Here is a 17,867-nt window from a genome sequence, read left to right as displayed (position 1 = left end):
TATTGTAAAGCCCGATACGCCAAATATAAAAGTAAGTACGCCGCAGTTTCAATCAATGAATGTAAATTGGGATGCATTTAACTTAAATCAGCTCGATGATTTACCTACTTTATTAACGCCTGTCAAAGCCGTTTTACCAAAAAGCTTAACGCGCCAAGGTGTAGAAATATTTACTGTAAAACTTGACGTATTTATAGATGAAAACGGAATAGTTAGCTTAATTGAGGTAGTACAAAACCCGTATCCTACACTCAAGCCCGCGATAGATAAAATAATTAAGCAAAGCCGTTTTAGTGCTCCCAAAAAAGAAGGCGAAGCTGTGCGCGCTCGCTTTATTTGGCCAATCGAATTTAAACCTTAAGCCCAATTAAAATGAAAAATATGATCGTAATTAAAATGCTAAAACCACTCTCTCGTTCATTATTGACTACGTTAATGTGCTCGTTACCTTTACTCGGTACAAATAGCGCTTATGCAAGTACTATTAGCACACCATTAAAAGTAACCTTATCACCTAGCGATCCAACATGGCAGTTAGCTATAAATAATAAATTACTTGGCCCAACTGAGGTCCTTATTGAACCAACTGAGCGCGGGTTTGCGCGCCAAGTACAACCTTTACTACAAGAGGGTAACTATAAGGCGGTTGCTGCGCTTTTTAAAAACCGCGATATAAACCAAGACAGCACTGCGCTTAAGCTATTGCGTGCTCAGGTGCTACTAACGCTAAAAGAGTTTGGTCGTGCCGAAACCGCTTACTTAGCATGTTTAAAGGCCTCACCCGACTTAATAAAAGCACACCAAGGCTTGAGCCTTTTATACATGCAACAAGCAAATTATAACAAAGCACAAACACATCTAGTTCACAGTATTGAGCTTGGCCAAGCTGATGCACAAAGCTATGCGCAATTGGCTTATATACACGTGCAACACAGCCAACCTTGGAGCGCAGTAGCTGCGTATCGCCAAGCACTTATGCTTGCGCCTGAAACAGCTCAATATCAACAAGGGTTATTATTTGCATTAATTGAATCGGGCGATTTAAATCAAGCAAACGCGTTATTAAAAGAGTTACTGAATAAAACACCTGATAACGCAGAACTATGGTTACAACGTGCACAGATAGCATTGCAATTAAAACAAAACAAACAAGCACTTGCCGCCATTGAAGTTGCCTTAAAACTTAATCCAAAAGACACCAATAACCAACTCCTTGCAGCGCAATTGCATTTAAGCGAAGGTAGCAGTAAACGTGCAGTTAGTTTATTAAAGCAAGGTTTAAAACACGCAACTAAACAGCAGCAAAGCGAAGTTATTAATACCACCATGCAAACACTAGGCTGGCTTGTATCACAACAGCAGTGGGATTTAGCAAAACAGCTAATACACAGTGCCAAAAAGCAAACTAAAAACCTATCACGTGACAAGCAGGCGCAATTTTCGGTATATAGTGCACAACTTGCCATGCAGCAAGGTAATACACAGCGCGCACTTAAAAGCTTACACAACGCACTTAAAATAAACCCTAATTTAGGTGATGCCCTACTCAGTTTAGCCAGTATTTATCGTAGTAAAAATCAACTTACTCAAGCTAAACTTATGTACATACGCGCACAGGCACTACCTGATTATCAACTATCGGCTTGGCTTGGATTATCGCAAATAGCAATCGACTCTAAAGATTACCCTAATGCACTCAAACATCTTAAAAAAGCACTGCAAGCAAACCCGCAGCGCCAAGATTTAATAACCAATATTAGGGCTCTTGAGAATATAGTGCGCCAAGAAGGGTAAGGGTAATTTAATCAGCAATAAAAAGTAAATTACGTCTAGGTTTCCCAGTTTTGCATTTCGACTATGCGCGATTGCGTTCGTGCATATTCAAAGCTTAGCTTTTTACCTTGATACAAAGTGTCTATATCGGCCTGTGCATTTATAACCAGTAACTTATGGCAGTCATAAAACTCATCGACCAAAGCAATAAAACGTCGTGCTTCATCATCAAAAAAGTGCTCGTCTAGAGTTTGTTTTTCACGCTGGTAGCTGTCCTCTATACCGTGCACGATTACTTTACCGGTTGCGCCTACACCCATTTTTGGCACGTTTGCCACATATAACACAGAAAATTGCTGAGCTAAAAACATGTAATCGTTAGCACTTCGTGGGCCAGAGCATAACGCCATAAAATCAATCATTATGGCATTAGCTGTTTTTAATAAATAAGACAACGCTCTAGCGTGCACCGTAATCTCGCCACTTTGCGATGCTTGCGGATACTGCGTTAAAAATTTAGCTTTAAAGTCATCGCTGGGTAAATTAATAAAGTAATGGCTACTATTTTTACCATAGCGGAAACGATGATCCTCCTCCCCCGCTACATTAACTATCTCGCAATAATTATTAATTAAGTCTATGGTAGGTAAAAATCGTGCTCGCTGCAGGCCATTGTAATAAAGCTGCTCTGGTTTTGCATTTGAAGTGGCCACCAACACCACACCTTGTTTAAATAATGCATCAAACAGCCGAGCCATAATCATAGCGTCGCCAATATCGCTAACAAAAAACTCATCAAAACATAGCACCCGAATATTTTTGGCCCAATTTTTAGCTATGATTATTAACGGATCTTTTTGCCCTTGTAACTGCCCTAACTGCTGATGTACCTGCGCTATAAAATGATGGAAATGCAGCCGCTGTTTTTTACTTATAGCCACATTATTATAAAATAAATCCATTAGCATGGATTTACCACGCCCTACCGGCCCATACAAATACACACCTTTTATGAGTGGCGACTTTTGCCACCAGCTATACTGTATTTGTAATTGTTCACTAAGCGAATTAAGTGCCTGTACGGCATTATTTTGCGCAGCATCGAAGCTAAGCTCGCCCGATGCAACCTTAGCTTGGTAAAGACTTATTATTTGTGTGTCCTGCACTGTCATGGTATTTCACTATCCGTTATAATCGCGTCCATTGTAGCCGACTCAAAATGTGAACCCCAATGAAATTCCCTTGCCGCCTAGATAAATTTATTAGTCATTTAGCAGAGCTGCCACGCTCAAAAGCCAGAGCCAGCATTAAACGCCAAGCCGCACTCGTCAATGGTGAAGTGGTCACTGCTTTCGATTTTCAAATTAAGCAGCAAGACGAAGTAGTTTTTCAAGGTGAACAACTCGTATTTTTAGGTAAACGCTACTTCATGTTAAACAAACCCGTTGGTTATGTAAGTGCCAATAGTGATGAACTACACAAAACGGTATTCGATTTAATTGACGAGCCAAATATGAGCGACTTTCACGTAGCAGGCCGCCTCGATATTGACACCACTGGCTTAGTTATCTTAACCAACGATGGCGACTGGTCGCATAAAATAACGTCTCCTAAAAACAATAAATTTAAAACCTACTTAGTAGAAACCCAAGAGCCCATTACTGACGAATCGTTAGAGGCACTGCGCGAAGGGGTACAATTACATAACGAAAAAGCTCTAACCCGTCCGGCAAAAGCAGAGCGCCTCGCTAATTACGGCTTACGTTTATCTATTTGTGAAGGTAAATACCACCAAGTTAAGCGCATGTTAGCCGCTGTAGACAACAAAGTGGTTGAATTGCACCGCGAACAAATTGGCAATATTAAACTAGACGAAAACCTAGCAGCGGGTGAATATCGCTTGTTAACAGCCGAAGAAATTAAACTGTAAAGAATTTTTTAGGCTTCAATCAAGTATTAATAACGAAAGATAAGGCAGCCTAAAAACACAGCACTTTTAACACAGATAACGAGCATAACAGAGCTTCGAGACTCTAATTTATTAAAAGGATATAACAGTGAAAGTATTAACCGTATTTGGCACCCGCCCAGAAGCGATAAAAATGGCGCCGCTAGTACATGCATTAACTAACGATAGTCGCTTTGAAGCTAAAGTTTGTGTAACGGCGCAGCATCGTGAAATGCTAGACCAAGTACTTGAGCTGTTTAAAATAACCCCTGACTACGATTTGAACCTGATGAAAGCGGGCCAAACACTACCAGAAGTAACCAGTCGTATTCTGCTAGAGTTAACGCCCGTACTTAAAGAGTTTAAGCCAGATGTAGTGCTTGTTCATGGCGATACCGCGACTACTTTTGCAGCAAGTCTGGCGGCTTATTATGAGCAAATCGCAGTAGGTCATGTCGAAGCAGGCTTGCGTACAGGTAATATTTACTCACCCTGGCCAGAAGAAGGTAATCGTAAATTAACCGGCTCACTTACAAAGTACCATTTAGCACCCACCGAAAATTCAAAAGCTAACTTATTAAAAGAAAACTACCCGGCTGAAAACATATCTGTAACGGGTAACACAGTAATTGATGCGTTATTAATGGTTAAACAACAAATTGAAAATGATGCAGAATTAAGCAATACACTTGCATCGCAATTCCCAATGCTTGATGAAAATAAAAAGCTTATATTGGTTACAGGCCATCGCCGTGAAAGTTTTGGTGGCGGGTTTGAGCGAATTTGCGAAGCATTAGCGCAAACCGCAAAAACTCATCCAAATACGCAAATACTTTATCCCGTGCATTTAAACCCGAATGTACAAGAGCCAGTAAAGCGCATTTTAAAAGATGTTGATAACGTACATTTAATTGAGCCACAACAATACCTGCCATTTGTATACTTGATGAATCGTGCTCATATTATTTTAACTGACTCAGGTGGCATTCAAGAAGAAGCACCAAGTTTAGGTAAGCCTGTATTAGTTATGCGTGATACCACAGAGCGCCCAGAGGCAGTTGAAGCAGGTACAGTGAAATTAGTTGGTACCGATGTAGCTAAGATCACCGCAGCATTAAATGAGTTGTTAACTGATGATGCTGCATATAAAACAATGAGTCGCGCTCACAACCCTTATGGTGACGGCAATGCATGCCAACGTATATGTGATATTTTAGCGCGTTAAAAGTTGAAGACACTAGGCACTAGGTTCTAAGCAATTTATCGATAACTTGGCGAGAAAACCCAGTGATTTTTAGTCGCTGGGTAGTTCACAACTACAAGGCCTAATTGTAAATGCGTGCTTGGCTAATTACTTACTGACGCCTGAAACCTAATGCCAGCTTTTAATTTTTAAGACTTTATTTGCACTAAGTCAAAGTTCACCATGCCAGGTACTATGGCCTGAAGGCGGGATTCGGTTACATCAAGGGCATTTAAACATTCGCAGTATTCCGCGGCTTTAAGTTCGAGTTGGCGGGCTTTTTCTTGGAGTGATTTATCTATTTCTGAAGAAATGATATCCATGCGTTGGCTCATGTCGTTCATTCGATCTTCAATATTACCTTCGCGCGATTTAAATGCATCGCCTAACGACATTAAAATAGCCCCGAGGGAGCCATGCACTGCCGAGTGAATTTTTTTGCTAATATCTTTAGTGAAAAAGTCGTCTATTTTGGAAAGTGATTGCGGCGCAATAAAGAAAAAATCATCGCCGCGTTTAAACTTATCCATTAGCGCACGTTCAACGTACTGCAATTGCGTTTTAAGCACTTCTGATTCTTTATCTGTCATGCCTTCAACAACATGCTCAATTGCACTGAGCCCTAAATTAACACCATCGGTGGCTAAGTTAACGAGTTCAGGAACAGTTTGACGAATACCGCTGCTAAACTGCTCAAGGACTTTACTTTCGTCATCACTTAAGTCAATCCAATAGCCACGGATAAACAATTGGTTATTATTATTAATTTGTACGCGGGTTTGGCCCTTATCAACAATGCGAATAATATCATCAGTAATGATTAAACCGTGACGAAGCTCTACATCACACTGCTTTTGCGCAAATACGTTATTGCTTAAAAGTGCTACAGACAACGCCAATATCGAACGAGATAAAAACGCCATAAACACCTCAAAATAGCCACAACAGAAGGCGGGTAGATTAACAAAAAAACAACTTTATGCAAGCAAAAGTAACACAATAACAAAGACAGCCCTGCGTATTTAACCTATGCAATGAGTAATACAAAAAAACACCGCGTTTAAATTAAGCGCGGTGTTTTTTAATTTCTTAGTTAAAAGCCGCCTGCTGCTTTATTGCTAAAAGCGATCCTTTTAAATTGGCGAACCTGGCGGGATTGGTAATGCTTTAAAGTTATCTGGCCAGCTACCTGTGGTTAAAAACTGGTTAACTTGTTCAGCTAAATATTGTTTAAACGCGCTTTCACCTATACTGGTGTTGCTTAGTAGTGAATTTTGTTCAAAGTCATCTTTTAGCTTAGTTAAATAGTAACGCAGTTGTGCTTGTACTTCTGGACTTACGTTATCGCTGGCCACTAAATCAGCCATTGTTTTAGCACTTAAAAATTGCACTCGCTGAGTGATCTTTGCCACCATGTTATTGGATGGCAATGCCACAAAAACCTGCTTATAAAGCTGTAAAAGTAACTCATCTAAACTATAAAAATCATCACTGCGTGCTTGTTGTTGCGCAAGGCGATTTAAACGCTGTGCATTTAGTAATAACGATAAGCTATGCTGCACGGCAACTTCAGGTAACGCCATAGCATCAAGGGTTAAACCAGTGCGCCCCACTATACTTTCACGCGTTCTAGACTCGCCATACGCTTTTGGCGGAATAAGTGCGAGTATCGACTCTGGCAACACTAAATTACTGCCCTCTAGAGTGGTTAAAATAGCTTTAACCGCCTGTTGTTGCGTTTGCTTAGCAACTACTTGCGCGCCTTTTACAGGTTTATCACCACGTACTTCGTACTCGTAATTTACCCCTGCGATTAGTTTAGCCACCGCCTCTACTTGGTAACGGTGAAATAAATACAAAGGCACTAGTTTTTCTTCTAATTGCGATAACGCCTCACCCGTTTTTATATTATGAATACCAAATTGTGCGAGTGCTTGCTTACGCACTTCTAGTACTCTTAATAGCTCTTCGCTTGGTGCTGCGCCGTTATCCCACAAATGAGCCGTAGGATGCGCGCCACCGGCAGCACGGGCATCGTTATCAGATATAAACTCGAGCCCTTTAGTGTTGTTTTCTTTTAAAATAGCCGCCAATGCTGCTGCTTCGTTTTGATTAGTAAAGTCGCTGTAGCCGTATTTAATAACTTGTGTATCCCACACGCCCATACCCGTAGCATAACCGCGTGACACATCAAGCTTGCCTTGTTCATCAAAGCTAAGCAGCGGATGCGGATAATCCATTACCGAGGCTCTATCGCCCACTGAAGCGGCAAAGTTATGAGAAATCCCCAAGGTATGCCCAATTTCGTGAGCACTTAACTGCCTAATACGATCAAGTGCCATGGCTTGTAGTGTTTTTGCTATTTCATTGCCGTTTAAATAAGGCGCAGCCAGCGCTTCTGCAATTAAAATATCTTGGCGTACGCGCAGTGAGCCAAGCGTTACATGCCCTTTTATAATTTCGCCGGTACGCGGATCAATTACCGAACTGCCATACGACCAACCACGAGTAGCACGATGCACCCATTGCACTACATTATAGCGAATATCCATAGGGTCGGCGTTTGTTGGTAGTACTTTTATTATAAATGCATTTTTATAACCCGCGGCACTAAACGCTTCATCCCACCACTGTGCACCTTCAAGCAATGCACTTTTTACCGGCTCTGGCACCCCAGGATCAAGGTAATAAACAATCGGCTCAATAGGGTCGCTAATAGGTAAACTCGGATCTTTTTTAGTTAAGCGATGACGTGGTATATATCGCACATACATAGACTCACCAAGTGCTGCAGCATAGTTTTTATGCTCAATACTCCAAAAACCCGATTGCGGATGGAAGTTGCGCGGGGTGTAGTTATCGTCTGGTAATTTAATTAGTGAATGGTGCATATGCACCGTTAACGAATAGGCGTCGGGGCTTATTTCGCGCACAAACTTACCCGGTTTAGTACCGGCAAAGGTAAGTACGGCTTCAAGCTCTGTATTATTAATAAATGCTTTAGAGCGACTCATATAAACTGCACTACGCGATTCGTCTAGATTAAAGTTACCTTGTTTAGTCGCTGCCAGGGTTCGATTTACACCGTGTACATCACTAAGTAAATACGGAGTGTAATCGATTAATAGCGCCCGCTTATTTTGCGCAACCACTTTAAAGCCCGCTAATATACTTGATGCAAACGCTTCATTAATACTTTGCTGCTCGGCTTTATTACTGGTATTTGCGCGATAGTAAGTATTTACAGCACGTAGCATTACTTTGTCGCCAAAGCGCTCAAATTGCACTAAGTGTGTATTACCAAGCTGCCCTCTATCGAGCCCTATATCGTTAGAGCCCAAGCCATTTGGCAAGCTTTGCTGTAGCAAAAATTGCTGCTCTAGTTTATCTACTTTTAAATAAACCTTGCCGTTTTCTGTATCGTAAAAAAATGAAAAATATCCCGGAAAATGATTCATCTTTCCAGTAAATTCATCAATAGACTTAATTGCTGCGTGCGCTTGAGTTATCATAGTGAGCAACACAGTAAAGAGAATGTAACCTAGTAGTTTTATTTTTTGCATAATCTTATCTTTGTTATTGGCGTTTTAAGTACGATTAGGTAACCCCATTATAGGGGGGAATTTAAACAATACAGTTATTTAAGACGAATTTCAGCGCTCCAAACTAATCCCTCTCACATTATGATTAGTTTAATCACGTTATCAGGAAAATAGAATGCGTAGACTTCCTCCAGTATTACTTGAAGATGGTTGCCCAAGAGAGTTAATCTCTTTGATCAGAACTATTTTAGCCGCATGTAAAGAAATTTCATTTCGTGTTGGCCAAGGCGAATTATCGGGTGTATTAGGCTCAACACTTGACGAGAATATTCAAGGCGAAACTCAAAAGAAGCTTGATGTTTTAACCAACCAACTGCTTAAAGATATATTATTGGAATCGGGCTACGTAAAAGCCATCGCCTCTGAAGAAGAAGACTACACAGTTGCTGGTAATCCTGATGCAGAATATATTGTAGCGTTTGACCCACTTGATGGCTCATCAAACACCGACATAAACTCGTTAGTAGGTACTATTTTTTCAGTAATGAAAGCGCCTGAAGGCGCAGATCCTGCTGACCAAAGTATTTTTATGCAACCGGGTATTAATCAAGTAGCGGCAGGTTATGTATTATATGGTCCATCGACTATATTGGCGCTAACGACAGGTAAAGGCACCCGCTTTTTCACTCTAGATAAAACTCACGGCACCTTTTTATTAACTCAAGATTTTGCAAAAATACCAGCAGATACCAACGAATATGCTATTAATGCGTCAAACCAACGCCATTGGCAACCTGCTATGCAAAACTACATTAACGACCTTGTAGCTGGCGACACTGGCCCACGCGCTCGAAACTTTAATATGCGCTGGATTGCTGCAATGGTAGGCGATGTACACCGCGTATTAAGCCGTGGCGGGTTATTTACCTACCCAACCGATACCAAAAACCCAAGCCAGCCAAATAAGCTTCGTCTGCTTTACGAAGCAAACCCTATGGCCATGCTAGTAGAGCAAGCTGGCGGGATTGCGTCAACTGGCACCGAGCGTATTATGGATATACAGCCTAATGCCATTCACCAGCGCGTAGCTGTAATTTTAGGCTCAAAAAACGAAGTAGAAACCTGCTTGGGATATCATAAGTAATAAATAGAAATACAAGGTTTTAGGTATCAGATTTTAGGCGAGAATTAAGCCAGCGCGGTGTTTAAATTAACCGTAGATACAAGGCGGGGCTTTATGCCGCGCTTGTTAAATTTATAAAATGCGCGAGGTAAACTCCCGCCTACGGTTCGGTATTTTATCAACACCTGAGATCTCGTACCTTTAATACTTGACTAAAAATTAGCCACGCTTTTACTCTTGTAAAAGCGTGGCTAATTTGGCGAGCTTTTCATAATTAAGCTCGCCCATTTGCTCACTGTTACTAAGTGCATAAATAACGCCTTCACACTCAGCGCAATCAATATCATCTCGCGCCTCAATCACATTTGCCCACAGTTCCAAGTCATCAAGTACTATTTCATTATGTAAACAACGCTCAAACACATTTAGCATGATTGACGTACTTAGGGTAAATAATGGCTGTTTTGCTGCTGCCGCAGATACAATGACATCAATAGCCTCGTCTTTTTCTGAGCCGAAGGTAATAAACTGCGCTAATGCTTTTTGTATATCCATAATATTGTTATTCTGCGCTCACCGTGATTTAAAAGTAAAATAATGACCCAAATTAACTGCACGCAATGTAATACTGCTCTTACCTGTAATGTGACTGACATATCAGCATGTTGGTGCAACAAGTTACCCGCTATTTTACCGTTAGATCTTAACGCTACAAGCTGTTTATGCCGCAACTGTACGCTGACTAAAATAAACACTTACTTACAAAGCCTTTATTCGCAGCCGATTAAAATACAACTCGCGTTTGCTAAGCAATTTAAAAATAATGGAGAGCTGATTGAAGGGCTCGATTACACTATGCAAAACAGCTATATGGTATTTAGTAAGTGGTTTTTTTTAAAGCGTGGCACATGCTGTAAAAATGGCTGCAAAAATTGCCCGTACAAGTAATAGCGGTTAAAGAAGGTTGTTGAATAACAGTTTTTAATTTGGGGCTTTTAGTAAGGGAGTAAACAAGCGCGGTGTTTAGTTTGCTACAGGTATGCTAGTTTTCTCTTACTGACGCGGATAACTTACTGCGGCCCCTGTCTGCTCTTTATTTCTTTCCCCATTCACTCCATGAACCGTCGTAAACACTTAAGTTAGCGTAACCGCACTCATCTGCAAATAACGCTAATATACAGGCGGTTATACCCGCGCCACATGTAAATTGTAGTTTTTCTGCATTACCGACTAGGGCTTTAAATTGCTGCTGTATTTCGTTAAGTGGCTTAGCCTCACCACGGCACAGTAATTCGCTATAAGGTAATGAAAGACTATTAGGAATATGGCCGCTGCGCATATCAGCACGGGGTTCAGGGTCTTCGCCTGTAAAGCGTTTGTGTGCACGCGCATCGAGTAATACTATGGCCGGATCATCAATTGCGTTTTGTACCTGTTGCTTGTTAATAAAGTAACCCGTTCTATAACGCGCAATAAAATTACCATTATGTTTTGCCTTGCTATAGCTTTGCTGTACCGGGTAGCCGCTCTCAAGCCATTTACTTAGCCCACCACTGAGCACTTTTACATTATCAAAGCCCATAGATTTTAGCATCCACCATGCCCTAGCTGCGCTAAACAAACCCTCATCCTCATAAATAACAATGTACGAATCGTGGTTAACGCCTGCCTTTTGCATTACTTGAGTAAATTGCGTTTCGCTACACAAAGTATTAGGTAACGGGTTAGAACGATCTGCTAGTTCATTTTTAATATCAAAGCGCTGCGCGTTGGGCAGCACAGCTTTAGCAACGTAGTTACCAGTTAAACCCGGGCGCAGCATACCCGCGTCAAATAATATTAATGCAGGATCATTTAATTGCGTATAAAGCTGCTCATTGGTAATTATATTTTTCATTTATCTATCTCAAGGTTTGGCTGCTTTTTTAAAAGTGAACAGCTGAGCGCTGCCACTTTACAGCTCTTAAATCTTTATTATTTCACTGCGCAATGGTGCCATTTTCGATATTATTTTATTTTGTACTGGATGGGGTATACTTTGCTCGTCCATCGCATTAATTAGCAGATCGACTACATGATTAAAATCTTTTTCATTAATATTCATGCCAGTATGAATAGCAACCATAGAGTCGCCTTTATACTCACACGGGCCGTTTGTTAGCGCGCATAAGTGGCTTATAAAGCCTTGGCGAAAATGAGTAATGTTACTGTGCTCAAAATAGTGAAACACTTGCCTGTCATTACCTATTTGATAAATAAAGCTATCCACTAGTTTTTCTATGCCGGCATTACCATTTATTTGCTGATACAAACTCTGTTTAGGCTTGCTGCTACAGCCAGCTAATACACTTGTAGCCAATAAAAATAGTATAAAAACTCTCATTACCAATATCCTGTCACCGATAAATACCAACCGGTTTGATCGCTTGCTCCAGCTATACTGCCTAAATCTAAGTAGGCGGCGGTTACGCTCATATGTTTATTTGGCATCCAAGCTACAAACACATCTTTCCAATCTTGCTCGCCTAATCCTAGGTTATTTGTTTTTTGACGATACTCAACACCTAACGCTACTTCACGGCTTAAAAATATCGCTGTGCTTGCCTCAAATAACAATTTATTGCTGGCATTATTGCCGCCATAACCCAGTAACCCTAGTTGGTTGGCTTTGCTGTAACGGGTGGTCACGTTCCAAAACCAGTTGTATCCTGCAATAGCACCTAAGTGTAACTTGCTTGCCGCTAAGTAAAAGTCGGTGCCGCTGGTGCTTTCTGCACCCACTAGCTTTGCAACCGTGCCATCGTCTAACGACTTATGCTGTATACCTAAACTTACCTGTGGCCAACTACTGTAAACAATGTCGCCATATAAACGAACTTTAGCACCAGTTATCGACTGCTCTATTTGCGTACTCAGCGCGGGTACATCAAACTCTTGCTGCGCATAGCTAAGCTCAACGCGATTAAACAAATTAAGCTGTGCGCCACATACATCTAACGTATAGTCGGTTACATCTGCACGGCTACAAAAACCATTAACCGAAACCTCATCCTCACTGGCATACCCAGCAAGTTGCGCCCACGGAACAAGGCCACCGCCACCAGCCCCCTCAACTTGAGACACCCCAGGAGTAGCTAATAATTTACCGCTACTCGCAGCAGTAATAAAACTGGCTGTGAGTAATACCCCCGCCATAAAACACTTAATGTACGCCATCGTATTCCTCTAACCACTGCTCTAATAGCTCAGCTTTTAATGGTCGACTTAAATAATAACCTTGTGCGTGATCGCATTGCATCTGCTTAAGTAATGTTAAGGTTCCTACTGTTTCTACCCCTTCGGCTACTACCGAAAACCCTAATTGATGCCCTAAAGTAATACTCGACTGCACAATAAATTGATCTTTTTGCGATTCATCAAGCTTTAAAATAAAGCACTTATCTAATTTAAGCTCATCAATTGGCAGCATTTTTAAACGCCCTAACGATGTTTGTCCTACACCATAATCATCAAGCGATATTTTTACCCCAATAGCTTTTAAGTTTTCGAGGGCAATTATGCCTTTTTCTTCATTTTCGATCATATCGCGCTCGGTGAGCTCAATGGTGATCAACGCAGGGTTAACCTTATGCTTTTTTAAAGTACGTACTAATGACGAATGAAACCCCGCAAACGCAATATCTTGTGCCGATACATTGATAGCCGCTTGTAAATGTATGCCTTTTTGCAGCCAAGCGGCAACTTGTGCAATAACGGTATTAACCACCCAGGCGGTAAGCTCTACAATTAATCCCGACTGTTCGGCTAAATCAATAAACACCTCAGGCGACACCCAACTACCATCTTTACGTTGCCAGCGAATTAAGGACTCAACCTTATCGACCTTTTGTATTTTCATATTTAGTTTTGGCTGATAGGTCATAAATAACTGGCCGTCATCATCGCTTATAGCTTGCTTAAGCTCGTCAAGCATAACTAAGCGCTCTAAATGCGCTTCGTCTTCGCCTTGTTGATAGTAATGAATATTTTGATGATGGCTGGTTGCGCTTTCTACTGCTATAAGTACTCGACGAATTAGATCCTCAGCTTGTTCACCGTGTAGCGGATATTGCACCACCCCCACACTAAAGCGTAAGTTTATTTTTAAGTTTTGAATGGTGTAACCCGCTTGGAGCTGCGCCATTAAAGCAATAATACCGCGTTTAAATTCGCTCACTGCCCCCGCCGGAAACACGGTTAAAAACTCATCGCCACCAATACGCGCATGAAAGCCACCCAACTCATCTGAGAATTCACTAATACGCTTTGCCACCGCCTTTAAACAATCATCGCCAATACGTGGCCCTAACTTATCGTTTATATGCCGCAAGCCTTTAATATCGATAGCAACTAGCGTGTGTTCTGTGCTTTTATTTAATTGTTTGGCTAGCATTTCTAGCATAGCCGAGCGGTTATAAAAGCCAGTTAGCGTATCATGGCGAGCCTGATAGCTAATTTGCTGTTCACGCTTATTTATATCACTCCCCATGTGATGAAAAGCATCCATAAGGGTAGTTATTTCACTACTTTGTTTGCTGCCTTTAAATTCAAAATTATAATTACCCTTTGCAAATTGCTTAGCCACCACGGCCAATTGCGACAGTGGTGTAGTTAAATTATTTGCTAATAAACTACTGGTTACTACCCCAACAATTAAAGTAAGTATGGCAAGTATAATCAGCGTAATAAATAGCTGTTCAAAATCGCGATAGCTTTGGGTTAAATCGGCACTGAGTAAAATTATTACCGGGTGCGCTTGCAGTGCAGGCAGCTCAATTTCACGATTTTTATACACTAAATAATCACCAAAAAAGCGCGACGTCGTTTTGCTATTAAAATAATTAACTGGTTGCAAGTTTGCTGGAGGGGCTACCAATGAGGTTTTTACTAAGCTATCTGCGCTCGCTATAAAGCTTACCTCCATACCTGTTAGGCTTTTAAGCTCTGAAGCTACATCACTGGTTATTTTAAAACCCACTAAACTGTAAGCGATGGTGCGCGGGGTTTTAACTGGCAGTAAAATAACCTGATACAGCTGACCATTTAATACCACAAAACTAGAGCGCTCCGCGGTAGTTAATAACTCACTCATTAAAGGCTGCAGATTATCGGTAAAGTTGTCCTCATCATCATTGGTTGATATTAACTGCCCCGACAAATCTAACAGCAGCATTAAATCGGCATTTATACGCTGGCTATGATTGTATAAAACACTGCTTATAGTAGCAGCGTCACGCGTGGCAACCGCTTGTTTAAAGCCAAAATCGGAGGTGAGTACTTTAGCGGCAGTTAATAGTAGGTTTTCTTTCGAGTTTAAATATTGTTTATAAACATTTTGTGCCACGCTTATGTCTTGATTGACTTTTTCTTCTTGAAACTTACTTGTAGACCACCAAAAGCTCAGCAAACTAACCACAGTGGTTAATAACACCAAGCCTACACATAAAATGGTTATACGGTTTCGCAAATTGTTAGTCATTACCGCCCTTAAACTGACTGCCAAAGGTGTTACGTGGTGCTGGCGAGGAAGTATTTATGGTTATAGGTAAAATAGCTTGTGGCTCTATATTCATCATTTTTTTATTTTCTAAAGGCGCAGTTTGCAACGCATGCCAAATACTTATTTGCAAAGGCTGCGTAGTAACAGGCAAACTTACAACTCCGTTTTTATCGGTTTTATAAACTTGCTCACTCTTAGCCACATAGATATAACCCACCATAGAATCATGAATATTACAGCCTAGTACCACAACACCTTGAGTGTCAAAAATAATTGGCTCTTTGGGTTGCCCTGAGTAGAGTTTTAATTGAAAAGATTTAGCGCTTGAAAACGAATACACGTTATGGCGAATATTATCGCTATTAGGAAAGTTAACTAATTGCCCTTGCTGCACAATAAGTAGCTCAGGTAAAAACTGCTTATTTACCTGATCCATTACCGCAACGGGGAGCTTTTTAACACTTGGATTTGTAGGCTTAAAAGCAGTGTTTGCTTGGCCTATTTCAACAACGGCATTAGGTAACACCATACCGTGTTGATCTTTTATTACTAAATCAATATTTGCGCTAATAGCAGCGTGGCTAAAAAGCACACTTAAAGCGAATAAATAACGTTTTTTTGCAAAAACTTGCAATGCTCGTTCAAACATAACCATACTCAAATATTAATTTTAAGTTCAGTTAATTAGAGACGAGCACCAATTGCAAGAAATATAGTTCAGTCACTAAAAATAAACATTTTAGCATTCATTTTTTAGCACTTTAGTCGTGTTATTTTATAATTAATCCATAATCGGCATCTAAAATAGCAATTACTTCTTGACGCGGATCAGCAGGAATAACAATCTCTTTGCCCACTATTTTACTGGCAATGCCCACGTAGGTATTTGACACTTCAAGCATTACTGACTCAGGTAAAATGTAATTTTTAGCTAGCTGCTCACGCTCATCCATGCGGTCTTTATTAAGTAGTACGTCGCTCTCTGGCACGTTATTAATTAACAGCTGACGAAAACCTTCCTTTGAGTTTTCAACAATCTTGCCATCTTTATAAGATGCTTCATCCCAAATGCGTGATGAATCAGGCGTGCCTACTTCATCAATATAAATAAGCTGCTCTGCGCCATTTATATCTTCTACATAGCCAAATTCAAATTTGGTATCTACAAATATTTGCCCAAGCTTAGCCAGCTCGCCACTTATTAGCTCAAAACCTTCCACTAATAACTTTTCGTATTGGGCTACATCATCAGCCGCTCTAAAGTTAAATACGCTTAGGTTATTAGTAATATTGCTACGCGTTATATTTACATCATCAACTGGGGGAATATCTGCCACACCAGTAATAATGCCTTTGGTAGAGGGAGTAATTAATACTTTATCGAGCTTTTGATTAGCTGTTAAACCTTCTGGTAAATTAATACCACAAAAGTCTCGTACACCTTTAGCGTAGTCGCGCCACATGCTGCCTGTAATATATTGGCGGGCAATGGCTTCTACTTTTACCGTACTGGCTTTGCGTACAATCCAAACATACGGATGCGGAATATCAACAATGTGATTACCCGCCAAACCGGCTTCATTAAACATGTTAAACCAATGAGCAGCCACTGAGTTTAATGCAATCCCTTTACCAGGAACGCCATTTAGGCCATTTTCACCTTGCCATATGCAATCAAAAGCAGAAATTCTGTCTGAAATAACCATAATGGCTAATTCAGTATCGGCAGGAACGTTATAGCCTTTTTCATTTATTAAGCGTTTGCTATCTGCATCGGTTAACCAATAAACTGAACGCACTTTGCCACTATGTACTTTACCTTTGGTACGAATGGGTAAGTCATCGTTTACGTCTAAAACTTTATAGCTAGTCATGCTATCTCCGGGGTTTGGCATGCTCAAAGAGCAAAGTATGGAATTGGGGTTAGGCGCTCTATAATAATCTAGCCAACCACAAAGCTCAATCTTAGGCTAAAAACAAATCATCTCAGTATATTTATCTAGCTAGCACATTGGGGTAAACTTGAATGATTACTTGCCCTAAGGAGCTAGCTTGAACTATTTAACTGCCACTAAGAATAAGAAATATTTAATGTATATTTCTCAAAATTATTCCTATGCTATTTTAAGGCCTTTGCAAGCAGAAATATTAGCTCAAGGAGGGGAAGTTAAATGGTTCTTAGAGGGTGATGAAGTAGACCCTAAGTTTTTAAAACCAACTGAACATCGCCTTGAATCAGTCAAAAGTATAAAAGATTGGGAGCCAGATGCTGTTTTCATACCAGGCAATACTATTCCAAGCTTTATTCCAGGAAAAAAAGTAGCTGTATTTCATGGTTTTAATTCTGGAAAGCTAAACAGAAAAGGTAAAGAAGACCATTTCAATATTAGAGGTTGTTTTGATTTATATTGTACACAAGGACCTAATACGACTTTAAGGTTTCAAGAGCTTGCTAAAAAGCATGGCTTTTTCCAAGTTTCAGAAACTGGCTGGCCCACACTAGATCCTCTGTTTAATGATCATGCAAGTAATCCTTATTTAAGTAAAGACTCTCGCCCAACAGTATTGATCTGCTCGTAAGCGCGCAATTAAACCCACATACCAATATTAATGCTACCTATGCATAATTTACTCAGCATATTAACCTGAGGTAATTATGAATAAACAGCAAAAAATAAAACACTGGCAAGGCATTTTTG

Annotated in this window: 16 protein-coding genes and 1 pseudogene; 7 read left to right on the top strand and 10 right to left on the bottom strand. The window is 40.5% G+C overall.

Annotation, left to right across the window (positions count from 1 at the left end; all coding sequences use genetic code 11):
* Positions 1-361 (top strand): energy transducer TonB (locus H5058_RS17020; RefSeq protein ID WP_182679164.1); only part of this gene is annotated, 361 nt, incomplete at its 5' end.
* Between the two features lie 20 nt (positions 362-381).
* On the top strand, positions 382-1,794 hold the full coding sequence (locus tag H5058_RS17015) for a lipopolysaccharide assembly protein LapB (protein ID WP_182679162.1): 1,413 nt from the start codon (positions 382-384) through the stop codon (positions 1,792-1,794).
* 35 nt (positions 1,795-1,829) lie between these two features.
* On the opposite strand, the gene zapE is transcribed toward H5058_RS17015, so the two are convergent.
* Positions 1,830-2,945 carry a cell division protein ZapE gene (zapE, locus tag H5058_RS17010; protein ID WP_182679160.1) on the bottom strand — a complete coding sequence of 372 codons (1,116 nt, stop codon included), beginning with the start codon at positions 2,943-2,945 and terminating at the stop codon, positions 1,830-1,832.
* Positions 2,946-3,004: 59 nt separating this feature from the next.
* On the opposite strand from zapE, the gene rsuA reads away from it, so the two are divergent.
* Entirely contained in the window at positions 3,005-3,703 is a 699-nt protein-coding gene (gene rsuA / locus H5058_RS17005) for a 16S rRNA pseudouridine(516) synthase RsuA (RefSeq protein WP_089367748.1), read from the top strand.
* A gap of 127 nt (positions 3,704-3,830) precedes the next feature.
* Complete coding sequence (gene wecB / locus H5058_RS17000; protein ID WP_182679158.1) at positions 3,831-4,946, top strand: non-hydrolyzing UDP-N-acetylglucosamine 2-epimerase; 1,116 nt, start codon at positions 3,831-3,833, stop codon at positions 4,944-4,946.
* A 167-nt stretch (positions 4,947-5,113) separates the two neighbouring features.
* On the opposite strand, the gene H5058_RS16995 is transcribed toward wecB, so the two are convergent.
* Positions 5,114-5,887 (bottom strand): YggN family protein, encoded by a 774-nt coding sequence (locus H5058_RS16995; RefSeq protein WP_011327175.1) that lies wholly within the window; start codon positions 5,885-5,887, stop codon positions 5,114-5,116.
* A gap of 210 nt (positions 5,888-6,097) precedes the next feature.
* Positions 6,098-8,527, bottom strand: a complete 2,430-nt coding sequence (locus H5058_RS16990; RefSeq protein WP_182679156.1) for a zinc-dependent metalloprotease — start codon at positions 8,525-8,527, stop codon at positions 6,098-6,100.
* Positions 8,528-8,681: 154 nt separating this feature from the next.
* Between H5058_RS16990 and H5058_RS16985 the strand changes: the two genes are divergently transcribed.
* A complete protein-coding gene (locus H5058_RS16985) occupies positions 8,682-9,650 on the top strand; it encodes a class 1 fructose-bisphosphatase (protein ID WP_011327173.1) in 969 nt (322 codons plus the stop codon).
* Between the two features lie 210 nt (positions 9,651-9,860).
* Here H5058_RS16985 and H5058_RS16980 read toward each other — a convergent pair whose 3' ends face one another.
* Positions 9,861-10,184, bottom strand: a complete 324-nt coding sequence (locus H5058_RS16980) for a hypothetical protein (protein WP_011327172.1) — start codon at positions 10,182-10,184, stop codon at positions 9,861-9,863.
* Between the two features lie 42 nt (positions 10,185-10,226).
* On the opposite strand from H5058_RS16980, the gene H5058_RS16975 reads away from it, so the two are divergent.
* The gene (locus tag H5058_RS16975) at positions 10,227-10,577 is read left to right on the top strand and encodes a DUF5522 domain-containing protein (protein ID WP_182679154.1); all 351 of its coding nucleotides are present in this window, start codon (positions 10,227-10,229) and stop codon (positions 10,575-10,577) included.
* Between the two features lie 145 nt (positions 10,578-10,722).
* Here the strand turns inward: H5058_RS16975 and H5058_RS16970 are convergent, their stop codons facing one another.
* The 6 genes from H5058_RS16970 to H5058_RS16945 all read right to left on the bottom strand — a co-directional run bounded on the left by H5058_RS16970 (position 10,723) and on the right by H5058_RS16945 (position 17,042).
* Positions 10,723-11,526, bottom strand: a complete 804-nt coding sequence (locus H5058_RS16970) for a sulfurtransferase (RefSeq protein WP_182679152.1) — start codon at positions 11,524-11,526, stop codon at positions 10,723-10,725.
* Positions 11,527-11,592: 66 nt separating this feature from the next.
* On the bottom strand, positions 11,593-12,012 hold the full coding sequence (locus H5058_RS16965) for a group 1 truncated hemoglobin (protein ID WP_011327168.1): 420 nt from the start codon (positions 12,010-12,012) through the stop codon (positions 11,593-11,595).
* Positions 12,012-12,845, bottom strand: coding sequence for a DUF3034 family protein (locus H5058_RS16960; RefSeq protein WP_182679150.1), 834 nt, complete (start codon positions 12,843-12,845; stop codon positions 12,012-12,014). Before H5058_RS16960 ends, H5058_RS16965 begins: the two co-directional genes overlap by 1 nt.
* Positions 12,832-15,147, bottom strand: coding sequence for an EAL domain-containing protein (locus tag H5058_RS16955; protein WP_182679148.1), 2,316 nt, complete (start codon positions 15,145-15,147; stop codon positions 12,832-12,834). The genes H5058_RS16960 and H5058_RS16955 overlap by 14 nt, the downstream gene beginning before the upstream one ends.
* The gene (locus H5058_RS16950; protein WP_182679146.1) at positions 15,140-15,817 is read right to left on the bottom strand and encodes a methylamine utilization protein; all 678 of its coding nucleotides are present in this window, start codon (positions 15,815-15,817) and stop codon (positions 15,140-15,142) included. Before H5058_RS16950 ends, H5058_RS16955 begins: the two co-directional genes overlap by 8 nt.
* Positions 15,818-15,938: 121 nt before the next feature.
* Positions 15,939-17,042 (bottom strand): phosphoribosylaminoimidazolesuccinocarboxamide synthase, encoded by a 1,104-nt coding sequence (locus H5058_RS16945; RefSeq protein WP_182679144.1) that lies wholly within the window; start codon positions 17,040-17,042, stop codon positions 15,939-15,941.
* A 178-nt stretch (positions 17,043-17,220) separates the two neighbouring features.
* Here H5058_RS16945 and H5058_RS16940 point away from each other — a divergent pair.
* Positions 17,221-17,745, top strand: a pseudogene (locus tag H5058_RS16940) (CDP-glycerol--glycerophosphate glycerophosphotransferase); the annotation flags it as partial.
* Positions 17,746-17,867 lie beyond the last annotated feature (122 nt).

Source organism: Pseudoalteromonas sp. SR45-4 (assembly GCF_014163535.1).
Classification (GTDB): Bacteria; Pseudomonadota; Gammaproteobacteria; order Enterobacterales; family Alteromonadaceae; genus Pseudoalteromonas; species Pseudoalteromonas nigrifaciens.
The sequence above is the reverse complement of the archived record's forward strand: the minus strand, read 5'-3'. Positions and strand labels throughout refer to the sequence as shown.